13 protein-coding genes are annotated in these 13,875 nt (G+C 59.4%); 8 read left to right on the top strand and 5 right to left on the bottom strand.

Translation table 11 applies throughout. The features are described from left to right. Positions 1-274: 274 nt before the first annotated feature. Positions 275-772 (top strand): hypothetical protein, encoded by a 498-nt coding sequence (locus tag K7431_RS08885; RefSeq protein ID WP_224265965.1) that lies wholly within the window; start codon positions 275-277, stop codon positions 770-772. A gap of 313 nt (positions 773-1,085) precedes the next feature. Here K7431_RS08885 and K7431_RS08880 read toward each other — a convergent pair whose 3' ends face one another. Then, positions 1,086-1,958 carry a sensor domain-containing diguanylate cyclase gene (locus K7431_RS08880; RefSeq protein WP_043205535.1) on the bottom strand — a complete coding sequence of 291 codons (873 nt, stop codon included), beginning with the start codon at positions 1,956-1,958 and terminating at the stop codon, positions 1,086-1,088. A gap of 110 nt (positions 1,959-2,068) precedes the next feature. After that, a complete protein-coding gene (locus K7431_RS08875) occupies positions 2,069-2,500 on the bottom strand; it encodes a glycine zipper domain-containing protein (protein ID WP_043205533.1) in 432 nt (143 codons plus the stop codon). Positions 2,501-2,989: 489 nt separating this feature from the next. Here K7431_RS08875 and K7431_RS08870 point away from each other — a divergent pair, with 489 nt between their 5' ends. The 4 genes from K7431_RS08870 (at position 2,990) to K7431_RS08855 (ending at position 5,778) form a co-directional block, all read left to right on the top strand. Further along, positions 2,990-3,307, top strand: a complete 318-nt coding sequence (locus K7431_RS08870; protein WP_043205531.1) for a hypothetical protein — start codon at positions 2,990-2,992, stop codon at positions 3,305-3,307. 517 nt (positions 3,308-3,824) lie between these two features. Continuing rightward, positions 3,825-4,538: a hypothetical protein gene (locus K7431_RS08865; RefSeq protein WP_012724894.1), complete on the top strand. Its 714-nt coding sequence runs from the start codon at positions 3,825-3,827 to the stop codon at positions 4,536-4,538. Positions 4,539-4,716: 178 nt separating this feature from the next. After that, complete coding sequence (locus K7431_RS08860) at positions 4,717-4,986, top strand: hypothetical protein (protein WP_012724893.1); 270 nt, start codon at positions 4,717-4,719, stop codon at positions 4,984-4,986. Between the two features lie 270 nt (positions 4,987-5,256). Beyond that, positions 5,257-5,778, top strand: a complete 522-nt coding sequence (locus K7431_RS08855) for a hypothetical protein (RefSeq protein ID WP_080567200.1) — start codon at positions 5,257-5,259, stop codon at positions 5,776-5,778. 48 nt (positions 5,779-5,826) lie between these two features. Here the strand turns inward: K7431_RS08855 and K7431_RS08850 are convergent, their stop codons facing one another. Continuing rightward, complete coding sequence (locus K7431_RS08850; protein WP_012724892.1) at positions 5,827-6,453, bottom strand: helix-turn-helix domain-containing protein; 627 nt, start codon at positions 6,451-6,453, stop codon at positions 5,827-5,829. Positions 6,454-6,458: 5 nt separating this feature from the next. Continuing rightward, positions 6,459-6,617, bottom strand: a complete 159-nt coding sequence (locus K7431_RS08845; protein WP_012724891.1) for a hypothetical protein — start codon at positions 6,615-6,617, stop codon at positions 6,459-6,461. 224 nt (positions 6,618-6,841) lie between these two features. Between K7431_RS08845 and K7431_RS08840 the strand changes: the two genes are divergently transcribed. The 3 genes from K7431_RS08840 to K7431_RS08830 all read left to right on the top strand — a co-directional run bounded on the left by K7431_RS08840 (position 6,842) and on the right by K7431_RS08830 (position 11,909). After that, on the top strand, positions 6,842-8,959 hold the full coding sequence (locus K7431_RS08840; protein ID WP_043205528.1) for a TonB-dependent receptor family protein: 2,118 nt from the start codon (positions 6,842-6,844) through the stop codon (positions 8,957-8,959). A gap of 1,478 nt (positions 8,960-10,437) precedes the next feature. Beyond that, complete coding sequence (locus K7431_RS08835; protein WP_012724889.1) at positions 10,438-10,980, top strand: sigma-70 family RNA polymerase sigma factor; 543 nt, start codon at positions 10,438-10,440, stop codon at positions 10,978-10,980. Then, positions 10,977-11,909 carry a FecR family protein gene (locus K7431_RS08830; RefSeq protein WP_012724888.1) on the top strand — a complete coding sequence of 311 codons (933 nt, stop codon included), beginning with the start codon at positions 10,977-10,979 and terminating at the stop codon, positions 11,907-11,909. The genes K7431_RS08835 and K7431_RS08830 overlap by 4 nt, the downstream gene beginning before the upstream one ends. Here K7431_RS08830 and K7431_RS08825 read toward each other — a convergent pair. Then, entirely contained in the window at positions 11,906-13,717 is a 1,812-nt protein-coding gene (locus K7431_RS08825; protein ID WP_012724887.1) for a sigma-54-dependent Fis family transcriptional regulator, read from the bottom strand. The genes K7431_RS08830 and K7431_RS08825 overlap by 4 nt on opposite strands. Between the last annotated feature and the right edge of the window lie 158 nt (positions 13,718-13,875).

Here is a 13,875-nt window from a genome sequence, read left to right as displayed (position 1 = left end):
CGAAAGCGATTGTCCGCTTGCGACGCGGCACAATCAGGGTATGTGCGCAGCTTGGCTTCCCAGTAATTGCCCCATTAAATTTGTGGCTTTTCTGACGAGCTTTTACTCGTCATCTCTTTGTTTTTTTACTATTATCGTTCACCTGCGCACTCAAGGAAGAGAGGCTGAGCGCCTTGAGGCTGGTAGAAAATTCATACTCGATCACTGAACGAGTTATTGCTTTTACCCAGAACCTAACGACTCAGCCAACCATAAATACCTCTTGGTGAAACCGATGGATAAAATGTGTGGCATCGTTGTAGTGGTAGGACTTGCCCTCGCGGGATGCGCTACGAAAACCCCAGAAAAACCTGAAGTGGCTCCTCCACCTGCCGTCGTTCAGCAATCACCCTCTGAAGTCGAACCTTCGACACCAGCACACTCGCCTGCGGGATATGAGGCTGTACCTTCGAGCGCCAGCACTGACGCCCCAATCGCCACCTCTGCGAAGGCCGCTCAGGCAGAATCAGAAACAAACCTTAACCAAAATCGCGCTGAGCAATGCCGTAAAGAAATCGATGTTTTAAAGCTTTATAACAAAGCGTCTTACGCTAAATACGAGGCGGAATACCAAGCCATTGCGGTCAAGACTGCCAAGTACATGGAAGTCAAAGACTCATTAGGTCCTGATTTGAACTACATGGTTATGCCCGCTTATCAATTTCAAATTCGCGAATTCTGCTTCCGGGTTAAAACTCGTCTGTCGGAGCTTGTGCTTCGCCAAGCCAAATAATGATTCCACGTCAGGGTAGGTCTTTTGCCGGTTAAGAAGCGCTGAAAAGACTTCCCTCTCTGGTGAAATACTTGCCTCACGCGAATCGAACGGTTAAGCGCCGATGAAGCAGGCTGCCTTCGCCGATGTCGGCTAGGCAGGCAAACATCAGCAGGCCCGCCGCGAGCGCTTCTTGGTCTAGAAATTGGTCTAGAAAGGTCAGGTGGTGCCCCGGAAGGGTTTGATTGCCTTGAGGGTGCTGCAGTATCCGAAAGGTGGAGATGATCTGCGGCGTATCGGTTTATGGATCAGTCGGGAAGGCAGTCGACCTCGATTAACTGCGCCCCTCAGTCGCAAATCGTTGCCGCTTTATCCGGTACATCTCCCCATCTGCATGACTCAGCAATGTATCCGCATCCTCCCCATCCCCCGGATAAAACGCCACGCCAACACTGCAGGTTGGCATCTTCACCCCGCCAAACTCAGCCCCCAGCGGCTCAGACATGACCGCAAGTATCTGCGCCACCTTCCCGGCAACCGCATCCGGTGATTGGATATCCGTGATCATCACCGTGAATTCATCGCCGCCCATCCGGGCCACCAAGTCGTTCTCGCGCACGCAGCGCTCCAGTCGTCGTGCAATCACGCAGAGCACGCGATCACCCATGGCATGTCCATGCACGTCATTGATGCCCTTGAAGTCATTGATGTCCAGGAACAGTAACGCGAGCGTGTGGTTGTGACTGCGTGCGGTTTGCAGGGCGTGGTCCAGCCGAGCATTGAACAGTGAGCGGTTGGTGAGGGCGGTCAGCGGATCATGGTGGGCGAGGAAGCGTAGTTCCTCCTCGGCCTGGGTGAGCGCGGTGATGTCTCGCGCGACACCAATTCGCGCACCCACCTCTTGGGACCAGAAGGCCGCCCACAGGATGTGCACGACGCTGCCATCCTTGCGGAGGTAACGGTTGCGGAAGTCGACATGGGGTTGCCCGTTCATGACCCGGACAATGGAGGCGCGGGTGCGCGCCAGGTCTTCAGGGTGCATGTAGTGAGTGATCAGGGTGCCTGTCAGCTCTTGCGCACGGTAGCCGAGCAGTGCCTCGCAGGCATCGCTCACGAAGACAATCTGGTTTTCGCCATCGACGACGAAGACCGTATCCAGCATCAAGTGGATCAGTTTTGGATACAGAGCTTGCAGGTCAACGGGCATGGGGCGTCGGACGTCCGGTTCAGATGGCCTGATCATAGCCCTATCATGAAGGGGGCGGCGGGCAGTCCGGCAAATTTTAATGCCGTTCATGCCCGTCGAGCCCCGGTTTATCAATGGCGCTTGTTCTTATGTTTGTGCTTATTGTTGCCTCTGTGCTTTTTGCCGTCCGATCGATGACCGCTCTCATCATCCGCCAGGTTGTTGCCGAGCGCGCCACCTGCAGCACCGCCGAGACCAGCACCGATAGTTGAGCCGGTAGTGCCGCCGAGGCGATTGCCTATGAGCGATCCACCAGCAGACCCAACCCCACCCCCTATAGCGGCTTCTGCCCTATTGCCTTTCTGAGCACCGACGGCTCCACCGGCGGCACCCCCCAAGCCTGCGCCTACGGCAGCGCCCGTCGAGCCGCCAAGCTGCTGGCCTACGATATTGCCAAGTGCACCACCAACGCCGCCTCCGAGAGCGGCTGTACCGTCTCCGGCAGCCATCGCTCCTTGCGAAATCATCACGCCTAAAACCAGGGCGGGTAGTGTCATTTTCATTTTTGAACCTCTATGGGTTGTCAGCAGGCGCTCATGGGTTAAAGCACGCCTGGCATTAGGATTGAAACAAACGGTCGAAGTTCTTAAGGGGGCAATGTCCAGGCTCAAATGGTTGTAACAAGGTGTGCCGCAATAAATTTAGTTGTCATAAGGGTCGTTTGGTCGAGAGATCGAGCCGCGAGCCTCTACAAACACGCCAAAACAATCAGGCGTCTGCGGTGCTTTTGGGGGGCTGGTTGTTCACCGTGATTGTCGGAACGTATGATCACCACGTGCGCCTTACCTGGGCGCTGAGATTCACCCCCTTTTGAAGGACATGAGCATGCAAAAGCACTTCGGTCATTCAGGCCTGTTCAAGGCTGCTTCGTATCTGTGCAGCGAAACCCTCAGCAATGGCATCGCCAGCTGGGAGTTGAAAAACAGTGCGTTGAATACGAAGGAGTTTTTGATATGTCCAAAGAATTACTCGGAGTTTCTGCTCTAGGGTTGATGGTTATCGGCGAGTTTTGTGCAATCTACAGTGAGGTGGTAACCGCCAGGCTGGCTCAAGCCGGTGACGGCTCGTGGCAGGGGTTCGTTATGCCGGTGGCCGTGATGTGCTTCGCCGGGCTTTGCCTGTTGGGTGCTTATTGGCTGGGGTATCTGGCGGTCGGTGACATCTGGGTGGTCACGGTGGTTTCAGTCACCTCGTTATTGTTGCTGGAGCCTGTGGTGATCTGGGCGCTGTTCCATGAAATCCCCGGGCGAGGCGCATTGATCGGCTTTTGCCTGGGCGCCTTGGGCATGCTCGCCACGGTCTTGCTGTAGATGCACGTTCTGGCCCGACAGAAAGGATGTCGGGCCGGTTCACCCGTGTGTCACAGGCAATACCCTCCACCGCCGCGCCTGCGGTTGAGTTTTAAAGCGGTAATACCTAGCTCAGCAAAAAAGCTGTGCCACCGAAAGCAGGCAAATTACCTGAACAACCATTTGTGCTCGAATTGGATGTTTCATTGCCGTCACCCTCAAGTACAGTTGCTGGTGAGTATGCCGGGGGCGATGTAGGCAACCGTGTCAGGCCGTTAAAAGGTTGAAATGCCACCCTGAATCGCCGACAACACACGCAACTGTTACAAGCAGTATAGACCCTGGAAAAAATATTCGTCACGGATACGTCTTTTCGCCGTCCCGGCGGTCTCTGCTTACAACTATCTCCCCACCAGCATTGCACTTTTTGGGATTTCTCGGCTCTATCCTTGTCCCAGCCCCGCCGATCCCCGCGTGGGCAGATGAACCAGATCGGGTGCCGATGGATCGCACGTTTACTTGTTTGCACATTCGACGGATGCGCCGCCCCTTGCTGCTGGCCGCCGCGTTAATGCTCTGTGCCAGCGGTTGCAGCCAGCAACAGGGCCGGGATATCGCCAAGCAGTTCAGCAATGGCAAACCCGATGAGTTCTTCCAGACCAGTGTCGATCGCATGGCAACGCTGGGCATGCGTGACAATCTGCAAAGCCTGTATTTGCTGATGAATAAGCTCTATCTGCGAAACCCCAGCCAGTGGCGTCAGTCGGGTTACCCGGACGCTGTGAGCGCGGCCCGCGAGATTCGCCAGGCTATCGAGCAGCGTCGAACCCTTCCGGCGCTGGGGGAGCGTCGTAACCTGGCGGCACTGAGTTACTCCTTGAGCCCTGAATTCAAAGGTGACCGGGTCGGGGCGTTTATCTATGCCATCGGCAGCATGATCGTGACCGCTCACGGTGGCCGTACCGAGTTCTACATCACTGACGCGATCAATCCTGAATTCGTCAGCAACGCCGCGCGTAACATCGAGAAGGCCACCTGGCTGCTGAGCAAGCGCCAGGATGCGAATGGCGTGCTGTTGTTGTTTTCCAATGAGATCTCGGAGGAGGGCAGCAACCTCAGTTTCGCGGTGGAGTTCGGCAAGATTGTTGCGCGCCTTGACTTGCTGACCCAGATGCTCGATGAGCGCTATCGACGCATAGGCCTCAACTACGCCCAGAGTTTATTGCTGATGAATTTCCTGCCCGTGCAATGACCGTTTGACGGGCACGCGACAACGTCAGCACAACGCTTGAACCTGTGGCCTCATTGAGTGATCGGTGCGGTATTTCTCTTTCTTCTGTAGGACGCGGCCTATCTTGCTTCCCTGTGCTTGAAACACCCTGCGGTCATCAATAGCCTCGGATTTTTCCGAAAAATGGAGGCCATGCACCATGGGTAAGCTAAAAACGGTTTGGCCTACGGATCGCGAAATACGTTTGCGCTTTATCCTGTTTGCCGTGATCGATGTAGCGAGTGTCCAGGGTGTTTCCTCCGAGTTATTACTGCCCGCACACAAACTGCTGCGTGAATCGCCGACGCAGATGCAACTGCTCGATGCGTTGAGCGAGATCCTGGCGGCGGATGAGATGTACGGTTTCCGCCTCCCGCCAGGGTCGGAAGCGGAGGAACTGATGCAAACGTTGAAGGAAACTGAACGCTAGGTACGCCCGGTTAGATCGTTTATTTCCATAAGATAGGTCGAGATTGCGCAATCGAATATCCATCGCGTCGGTCTGTCTCGTTTGACAGTCATGACATACGTAATAGCGCCGAAATACTCGTTATCACAACGTTTGCAGCTGTTTTCTTCAACTAAGTTTCCCTGCGAACATCCATTCCTGCTGCTCTGCCGCCGTCTTGCGCCACCGCCTGGCGTCTCTAGAATCGGCCCCAGAACTTACTCATTTCCTGTCGATTACGGAGTTTCGAAGATGATGAACGCCATGCAGATGCCGATGAACACCGCCATGCCAATGATGCCGATGATGGGCATGCCGATGATGATGGCCACCATGAAATGCGAAATGGCTGCGGACGCCATGATGTGCACCATGAAGCCGGCTACCGGCATGGACATGGCTCAGTTCAAGACCAACGCCGAAATGATGGCGATGATGATGAACTGTGGCATGCCGATGATGATGCAGTGCGCCAACATGTCGATGATGTGCATGTCAGCCGACGCCATGGCCATGATGACCGGCATGAACATGATGCCCATGATGGGCATGCCGATGCCGATGATGAAGTGTGTGATGGAATGCACCCTGATGGGCGACAGTATGATGTGCAAAATGATGCCGATGCCGATGCCGATGCCGATGCCGATGCCGGGCATGAGCATGGCCATGATGGAAAACTGCTGCATGCTCATGAACAAAATGATGAACGACTGCGCCATGCCGATGATGATGAGCTGCAACGGCATGCCGATGATGTGCTGCACCTGCTGATAGGTCCCGCACAAAAAAACGCCCCGATTATTCGGGGCGTTTTGCATGTCAATCCAGGCGTTCCGGGTAGGTGATCACCAGAAACGCCACGGCCTCGCTGTCTGCCGGGTTGCGGTAGCGGTGGGGCTGGTCGGCGTAGAACAGGATCGAGTCGCCGGTGGAAAGCAGGTAACGCTCGTCGTTGACGCTGACTTCCAACACGCCTTGAGCCACCACCAGGTTTTCCTGGATGCCGGGGCCGTGGCCTTCGGAAATCTCCTCGCCCAGCGCTCGCAGGCGGATCTCGTAGAACTCGGATTGACGCGCGGTATCGTAGGGGAACAAGGCACGGCTGATAAACCCGCCATCGGCACTGACCAGGCGCTTACTTTGTCGCGCCGGCAACACTTCCACCCCCTCAAAGGCACGGTCTTCCAGGAACGCCGCCACTGACACCTTCAAGCCCTTGGCAATCTTGCACAGTACCTTGATCGACGGCACGCTGCGCCCGGATTCGATCTGCGCGAGCATCGCCCGGCTCACGCCGCAGACCCGCGCCAATCCATCCAGGGACAAGTGCCGTTTGCTGCGCAAGCGTTGCAGGTTGTGGGCCACGCACAGGCTGATCACATCATCATCAGGGCTGGGCTTGGGCAGCGGTTCAGGCGGTTCGGGGAGCACGTGCAGGAAATTCATCGGCCTTACGCCCGGCGAGTATCGCTGGACGGAGCGGCTTGAGCGGTAAACACCGCCAGCCCGGCACGCGCGGCGTACATCGCCCACATCAACTCGGCCGCTGCACGCGCCTGGCGGCGTTTACGGTGGAGCGTGAAGTCGATGAGGGTGGCGGATGTCTGCATGGGGGTGGTCTCGTGGTACGTGGGTGACTCAGTGGTTCCACAGTAATGCTTGGCGGTTATTTCGTTAAATACTGAGTTTGCATGTGGTAATTCGATTTCGGACTTAGCAAATAATCCACATCTGACGCTGTTGTGGGAAAGGTCTGGTCCGTTAATAAGGAGTGACCTGGCGGGCGTCCCTGTCTTCCCACCACGTGCCCCCCCGAATTCCAAGGACCCGCCTCATGCTGTTGCGCCACCCGCCGTTCCTGTTTGCCGCCCTGACGTTGAGCTCAATGGTGCACGCCGAAGGCCTGCAATTGGCCCCGGTCGAAGTCACCAGCAGCGAAGCCAGCGCCGGCGAAGGGGCCCAGGCGCAGCTCAAGAGCGTGCCCGGTGCGACCAACTACATTGACATGGACAGCGTGCAGCAGGGACGGGTGAGCACCAACGAAGACGTGTTCAAGTACCAGGCCGGGGTGTACGCCAAGGCGGCGAATAACGAAGGGGTGAAACTCTCGATTCGCGGCTCGGGCCTGAACCGCAGCCCGGGTTCCCATGCCTCCGGCTTGTACGAAATGTTCGATGGCCTGCCGCTGACCGGCCCCGGCGGCACGCCCTATGAGCTGAAAGACCCGCTGTGGCAAAGCCGGGTCGAAGTGCTGCGCGGCGCCAACGGTTTCGACCAGGGCGCCCTGGCTCTTGGTGGCGCGGTCAACTATGTGACGCGCACGGGTTACGACGCGCCCAAGCTGCAATTACGCTATGAAGCGGGCAGCAAAGGTTATATGCAGCGCGAGATCAGTTCGGGCCAGGTGCTGGGGGATGCCGATTACTACATCAGCCTCACTGACTCCGAGTCCGACGGCTACCAGCACCAGAGCGCCGGCACCGGCAAAGGTGTAGCGGCCAACTTCGGCTACCGTTTCAACCCGGACCTGGAAACCCGCTTTTATTTCCGCTACCGCGAAACCACCAACGACACCCCCGGCAAACTCACGCGCCACCAGATCAGCCACGACCCGCGCGCGGCCAACAGCCTCAACGCCGCGCGCGATTCCAAGCGCCTGCAACCGGGCTCTACCTGGATCGCCAACAAGACCACGTTGCAGCTGGATGACAATGCCCGTGTCGAAGTCGGGCTCGCCTACCACGACTACCCGATGGACCTGCGCGAAGGCACCAACCGCCTGAAAGTCGCCTACACCGATATCAGCAGCACCCTCAACTACATCCGCCAGGACACGCTGTTCGGTCACGACAGCAACACCACGGTGGGTCTGCGCACCACCCAGGCGATGCCCAACAACGGCGCCTCGGAATATGTGCGTACGCCGGCAGGCAACACGGCAACCTACGCACCCGGCACCAAGACTCGCGACTACAGTTACCTGGGCTCCGATACCGTGTTGCATATCGGCAACGACCTGGAACTGATCCCCGACCTGTGGCTGACCACCGGCCTGGCCGCGATCTACACCCGTCGCGAAACCCAGGTCACCTATCCCGAAGGCCAGGCACCGCTGAGCCAGCATGATTGGGACTACGCGCCGCGTGTCGGCCTGCGTTACGACGTCACCCCGCAACTGCAGGTGTACGGCAACCTGAGCCGTTCGGTCGAACCGCCGCACGCCTGGTCGATGATCTGGGGTTCCAACAAATACTTCCCCGCCGGCAGTGGAGCGGCCACCGGCTTGCAGCGCGAAGGCGTGAGCCTGAAAAACCAGACCGCCACCACCCTGGAAATCGGCGGGCGCGGTGAAGCGTGGCTCGGCCAGTGGGACCTGGCGCTGTACCGTTCGCAAGTGCGCCACGAATTGCTCACCGTGGAAACCCAGGCCCAGACCTCCACCAGCAATGCCATCGTTGCCGAATCCAACGCCAGCCCCACCGTGCACCAGGGCGTGGAACTCAGCCTGCTCAGCCCGGTGTGGGAGGGCGGCCGCAGCGGCCAGCTCGCCCTGCGCCAGGCTTACACCTTCAGCGACTTCCACTACCGTGACGATGACCGCTTTGGCGACAACACCTTGCCGGGCATCCCCAAGCACTACTACCAGGCGCAACTGCGCTACAGCCACCCGACGGGCTTCTACACCAGCCTTAACACCGAGCATTCCTCAAAGGTGGCGGTGGACTACGCCAACTCCTACTACGCTGCGTCCTACACACTCCTCGGCGCCACCTTCGGCTACGACGCGCCCAAGCAGGACTGGCAAGCCTGGGTCGACCTGCGCAACCTGACCAACCGGCGCTACGCCAATACCGTCACACCGGGTTATGACGACAAGGGGCTGGATGTTGCACGCTCCACACCGGCGGATGGCCGTGGCATCTACACCGGCGTGTCCTGGAGCTGGCGCTGACAGTCCCCCGATATCCCCTGTGGGAGATGTCGAGCTTCAGCGAGGCTTCGAAGGCGGTGGCACTGCTGGCAGATGGGCTGGCAGATCCACCGCCATCGGGAGCAAGCCCCCTCCCACAGTAGACCTGAGTCAGCAGGCAGAAAGTGTTCGGCTACAGCTCTACCAAACACCCCCATTCCCTGTGGGAGATGTCGAGCTTCAGCGAGGCTTCGAAAGCGTTGGCACTGCTGGTAGATGGGCTGGCAGACCCACCGCCATCGGGAGCAAGCCCCCTCCCACAGTAGACCTGAGTCAGCAGGCAGAAAGTGTTCGGCTACAGCTCTACCTAACACCCCCATTCCCTGTGGGAGATGTCGAGCTTCAGCGAGGCTTCGAAGGCGGTGGCACTGCTGGTAAATGGGCTGGCAGACCCACCGCCATCGGGGGCAAGCCCCCTCCCACAGTAGACCTGAGTCAGCAGGCAGAAAGTGTTCGGCTACAGCTCTACCAAACACCTCCATTCCCTGTGGGAGATGTCGAGCTTCAGCGAGGCTTCGAAAGCGTTGGCACTGCTGGTAGATGGGCTGGCAGACCCACCGCCATCGGGGGCAAGCCCCCTCCCACAGTAGACCTGAGTCAGCAGGCAGAAAGTGTTCGGCTACAGCTCTACCAAACACCCCCATTCCCTGTGGGAGATGTCGAGCTTCAGCGAGGCTTCGAAAGCGTTGGCACTGCTGGTAGATGGGCTGGCAGACCCACCGCCATCGGGGGCAAGCCCCCTCCCACAGTAGATCTGAGTCAGCAGGCAGAAAGTGTTCGGCTACAGCTCTACCAAACACCCCCATCCCCCTGTGGGAGATGTCGAGCTCTAGCGAGGCTTCGAAAGCGGCGGCACTGCTGGTAGATGGGCTGGCAGACCCACCGCCATCGGGAGCAAGCCCCCTCCCACAGTAGACCTGAGTCAGCAGGCAGAAAGTGTTCGGCTACAGCTCTACCAAACACCCCCATCCCCTGTGGGAGATGTCGAGCTTCAGCGAGGCTTCGAAGGCGGTGGCACTGCTGGTAGATGGGCTGGCAGACCCACCGCCATCGGGAGCAAGCCCCCTCCCACAGTAGACCTGAGTCAGCAGGCAGAAAGTGTTCGGCTACAGCTCTACCAAACACCCCCATCCCCTGTGGGAGATGTCGAGCTTCAGCGAGGCTTCGAAGGCGGTGGCACTGCTGGTAGATGGGCTGGCAGACCCACCGCCATCGGGAGCAAGCCCCCTCCCACAGTAGACCTGAGTCAGCAGGCAGAAAGTGTTCGGCTACAGCTCTACCAAACACCCCCATCCCCTGTGGGAGATGTCGAGCTTCAGCGAGGCTTCGAAAGCGGCGGCACTGCTGGCAGATATACCGACTGACCCACCTCCATCAGCGGTAAGCCCCTTGCCCCCTCTCTGTTTTACTGGCATTGTTCGCGCAATTGGTAACACTTCCCATTTGAGAAATTTTTGCGCATGCATGACATTCCGGCCGCGCTGGGCGACTCCGTCCGGCAGCAGACCCTTACGGCGATGTACAGCGAGCACCACGGCTGGTTGCACGGCTGGCTGCGCAAGAAACTCGGGTGCTCCCAGCATGCCGCCGACCTGGCCCACGACGCGTTCATCCGCGTACTGATGCTGGCCGAACCGCAAAACATCAAGGAACCTCGCGCCTTCCTCGCCACCACGGCAGGGCGGTTGTTGATCGACGGCGCTCGTCGCCGCCGCATCGAAAAAGCCTACCTGGAAGCCCTGGTGATCCAGTGCGCAGACGCCGGCATGCCCGACCCAGCCGCGATTCATGTGGCGTTGCAAGCCCTGGAACGCATCGCCGAGATGCTCGCCGGCCTGCCTGCCAACGCCCGCGAAGCGTTCCTGCTGAGTCGCCTTGATGGCCTGACCTACAGCGAAATCGCCACGCGCCTGGACGTGTCCTCCAGCACCGTCAAAAACTATATCTCCAGCGCCCTGGTGCATTGCTACCACAGCCTGCACCCGGCAGACCCGCTGGTATGAGCACCGAACAGATCATCCAGCAAGCGGCGCAGTGGCTCACCCGCCTGCACGACGAAGACGTCACCGACGCTGACCGCCAGGCGTTCAACGCCTGGTGCCAGGCCGACCCACGTCACACCGTGGCCATCGAACGTATGAGTGCGTTGTGGGGCAGCTTAGATACATTGCCGGCCAAGCCCGCGCGCATTGCCCTAAGCCGTGCATTCACCCCGCACCGCCCGCGTGGCGCACGGGCGGTGGGCTTGCTGGGCATCGTGCTATGTGGTTGGCTGGGCCTGCAACACCTGCCTATCTGGATGGCCGACCAGCGCACCGGTGTCGGCGAGCGCCGACAGATCGCCCTTGAGGACGGCAGCCAGTTGCAGCTCAACAGCAATTCGGCGGTGGACGTGAAATTCGACGGCCATCAACGCGTGATCGAACTGCTGCAAGGCGAGCTCTGGGTAGACGTGGCGAAGGATGCGCAACGGCCCTTTGTGGTCCGCACCGACCAAGGCACGGCCACTGCGCTGGGCACGCGTTATCTGGTCAAACGTGCGGCAGATGGCACCACGATGGTCACGGTGATCGAGTCCACGGTAGCGGTCAAAGGCGACGCCACCGATGGGGTCAAGGTCATGGCTGGCCAGCGCTCGGTCCTCGACCACGGCCGCGCCCAGCCACCGCAAGCCATCAACGATGCCGATCCCGACGCCTGGACCCGTGGCCTGCTCAAGGTCAACGACCAACCCCTGAGCGACGTGCTGCAAACCCTCGCCAGTTACCGTCACGGCATGCTGCGCTTTGACCCCCAGGCCCTGCAAAACCTGCGGGTTTCCGGCGTGTTCAAGCTCGACGACACAGCAGCGGCGCTGTCGTCCCTGGCGGATAACCTGCCGATCCAGGTGGAGTACTTCACCGACCTGCTGGTGGTGGTCAAGCCGCGTTAGTGCTGGCGCAGGCGCTTGTACAGGGTATTGCGGCTTACCCCCAGCTCCCGCGCCAGGTGGGAAATATTCCCGCCGACGGCCTTCAAACGCTGGTTCAGGTCGATGCTGGCATCCAGGTATTCACTGGCAGGCAGCGGCGATTCCACGTTCAAATCCACAAAAAAATCATCCGGCAGATGCTCCGGGCGGATCGGCTGTTCTTCAGCCATCGCCAGCGCGACCTGCAACACGCTGCTCACTTGGCGTAAATTCCCCGGCCACGGATGCTGTTCGAACAGCGCCAGCACCTCGGCGCTCAGGCCCGCCCACTGGGTCGGCTCACGGTGTTGCTGCCACAGTTGCTGGAACAGCGCCCGTTTGTCGGTGCGCTCGCGCAACGGCGGCAGCTCCAGGGTCAGGCCGCCGATGCGGTAGTACAAATCCTCACGAAAACGCCCGGCCTGCACCAGCTCGCGCAGCGCGCGGTTGGTGGCCGAGATGATGCGCAAATCCACCGGGAACAACTCGCTGCTGCCCACCGGCTGCACGCAACGTTCCTGCAATACCCGCAGCAAGCGGGCCTGGGTAGGCAGCGGCATATCGCCGATCTCGTCGAGAAACAGCGTGCCTTTATCGGCCTTGCGGATCAGGCCGATGCTGCCTTTTTGATTGGCGCCGGTGAACGCGCCTTTTTCGTAGCCGAACAGTTCCGACTCCACCAGCTCGGCCGGAATCGCCGCACAGTTCACCGCGATAAACGCCTTCTGGCTGCGCGAGCTGGCCTGGTGCAGGGCCTTGACGAACACTTCCTTGCCCACGCCGGTTTCACCGTGGATCAGCAGCGGGATGTCCTTCTCCAGCAGGCGTTCAGCCTGGCGCACGGCTTTTTCCACGCGCACATCGCCGAAGTGCAAGGTCTTCAGGCCAATGGAGGCGGGCTTAGGCGGTGTCGGCTCCGTGAACACGCGCGCCTGCACTGGCACCTGCTTGGGTCGCCGCAACAGGCACTGGAACCGATTACGTCCCGCCGCTTGCAGGGAAAAGGGCAGCCCTTCCGGCTGGTTCAACAACTCCAGCAGCGACACCTTGAACAAACTGTCGATCATCACCCGCGACAGGCTGATGCCCAGCAGGTTGTCGGCACGCCGGTTGGCCGACAGCACTTGGCCGCTTTCATCAAAGATCAGCAGGCCGGCCCACTGGCTGTCGAGGTTGCTCAGGCCGGTGTTGAAGGTCAGTTGGAAGTGTTCGCCGCGAAACAGGTTGAGGATCAGCCGGTTCTCCACGGTCTGGCTCATCATCTTGACCATGCCCAGGGTGTGGGAGGGCGGCAGGTAGCTGTCGCTGGACACGTCCAGCACCGCGATGATCTCGCGCTGGGCATCAAAGATCGGCGCCGCCGAGCCGGTCATGAAGCGGTTGGCCTTCAGAAAGTGTTCATCGTGTTCGATATGCACCGCCTGGGCACACGCCAGTGCGGTGCCGATGGCATTGGTGCCGCTGGAGCGTTCTCTCCAGCTGGCGCCGGGGTTGAAGCCCCGCGCCAGCTTGGGTTCGATAAACCGCTGGGTGCCCCAACTGGTCAGCACCTGGCCCTGATTGTCGGCCAGCATGATCAGGCAGTTTGAATTGCTGAGGATATTTTCGTAGTAGGGCAGCACTTCCTGGTGCGTGGTCTGCACCAGCGAGTGCTGGCTCTCCAGCAATTGGCTGATGCCCTCGGCGGGGAGCTGGTCGAAGCTGGGCGTGCTCTGGTGGTCCAGGCCAAAGGCGCGACAACGGCGCCAGGATTCCTGGATAAGGGTGTCGTGAGCCAGTGGTTCGGCCATGGGGTGACCTTCGTTTTTATTGTTATGGGGGCTTGCGCAATTGACTGCTGGAAATCATTCAATGTGGGAGGGGCGGTCGTCAGAGTGTTGTTCAGAACTGTTCATTGTCAAGGCCCTGACTGTTCAGTTGTTCAGCCAAATTGTTCACTCCTGAACAT

It is taken from the genome of Pseudomonas fluorescens group sp., from assembly GCF_020093335.1.
Taxonomy (GTDB): Bacteria; Pseudomonadota; Gammaproteobacteria; order Pseudomonadales; family Pseudomonadaceae; genus Aquipseudomonas; species Aquipseudomonas petroselini.
This window is presented reverse-complemented; position numbering and strand designations above follow the sequence as displayed.

Excerpts from the sequence above, each read along its gene's own strand:
- K7431_RS08865 (WP_012724894.1), top strand. The coding sequence starts at position 3,825 with ATGCGCCGCCCCTTGCTGCTGGCCGCCGCGTTAATGCTCTGTGCCAGC.
- K7431_RS08885 (WP_224265965.1), top strand. The coding sequence starts at position 275 with ATGGATAAAATGTGTGGCATCGTTGTAGTGGTAGGACTTGCCCTCGCG.
- K7431_RS08855 (WP_080567200.1), top strand. The coding sequence starts at position 5,257 with ATGATGAACGCCATGCAGATGCCGATGAACACCGCCATGCCAATGATG.
- K7431_RS08830 (WP_012724888.1), top strand. The coding sequence starts at position 10,977 with ATGAGCACCGAACAGATCATCCAGCAAGCGGCGCAGTGGCTCACCCGC.
- K7431_RS08875 (WP_043205533.1), bottom strand. The coding sequence starts at position 2,500 with ATGAAAATGACACTACCCGCCCTGGTTTTAGGCGTGATGATTTCGCAA.
- K7431_RS08840 (WP_043205528.1), top strand. The coding sequence starts at position 6,842 with ATGCTGTTGCGCCACCCGCCGTTCCTGTTTGCCGCCCTGACGTTGAGC.
- K7431_RS08870 (WP_043205531.1), top strand. The coding sequence starts at position 2,990 with ATGGTTATCGGCGAGTTTTGTGCAATCTACAGTGAGGTGGTAACCGCC.
- K7431_RS08880 (WP_043205535.1), bottom strand. The coding sequence starts at position 1,958 with ATGCCCGTTGACCTGCAAGCTCTGTATCCAAAACTGATCCACTTGATG.
- K7431_RS08845 (WP_012724891.1), bottom strand. The coding sequence starts at position 6,617 with ATGCAGACATCCGCCACCCTCATCGACTTCACGCTCCACCGTAAACGC.
- K7431_RS08835 (WP_012724889.1), top strand. The coding sequence starts at position 10,438 with ATGCATGACATTCCGGCCGCGCTGGGCGACTCCGTCCGGCAGCAGACC.
- K7431_RS08825 (WP_012724887.1), bottom strand. The coding sequence starts at position 13,717 with ATGGCCGAACCACTGGCTCACGACACCCTTATCCAGGAATCCTGGCGC.
- K7431_RS08850 (WP_012724892.1), bottom strand. The coding sequence starts at position 6,453 with ATGAATTTCCTGCACGTGCTCCCCGAACCGCCTGAACCGCTGCCCAAG.
- K7431_RS08860 (WP_012724893.1), top strand. The coding sequence starts at position 4,717 with ATGGGTAAGCTAAAAACGGTTTGGCCTACGGATCGCGAAATACGTTTG.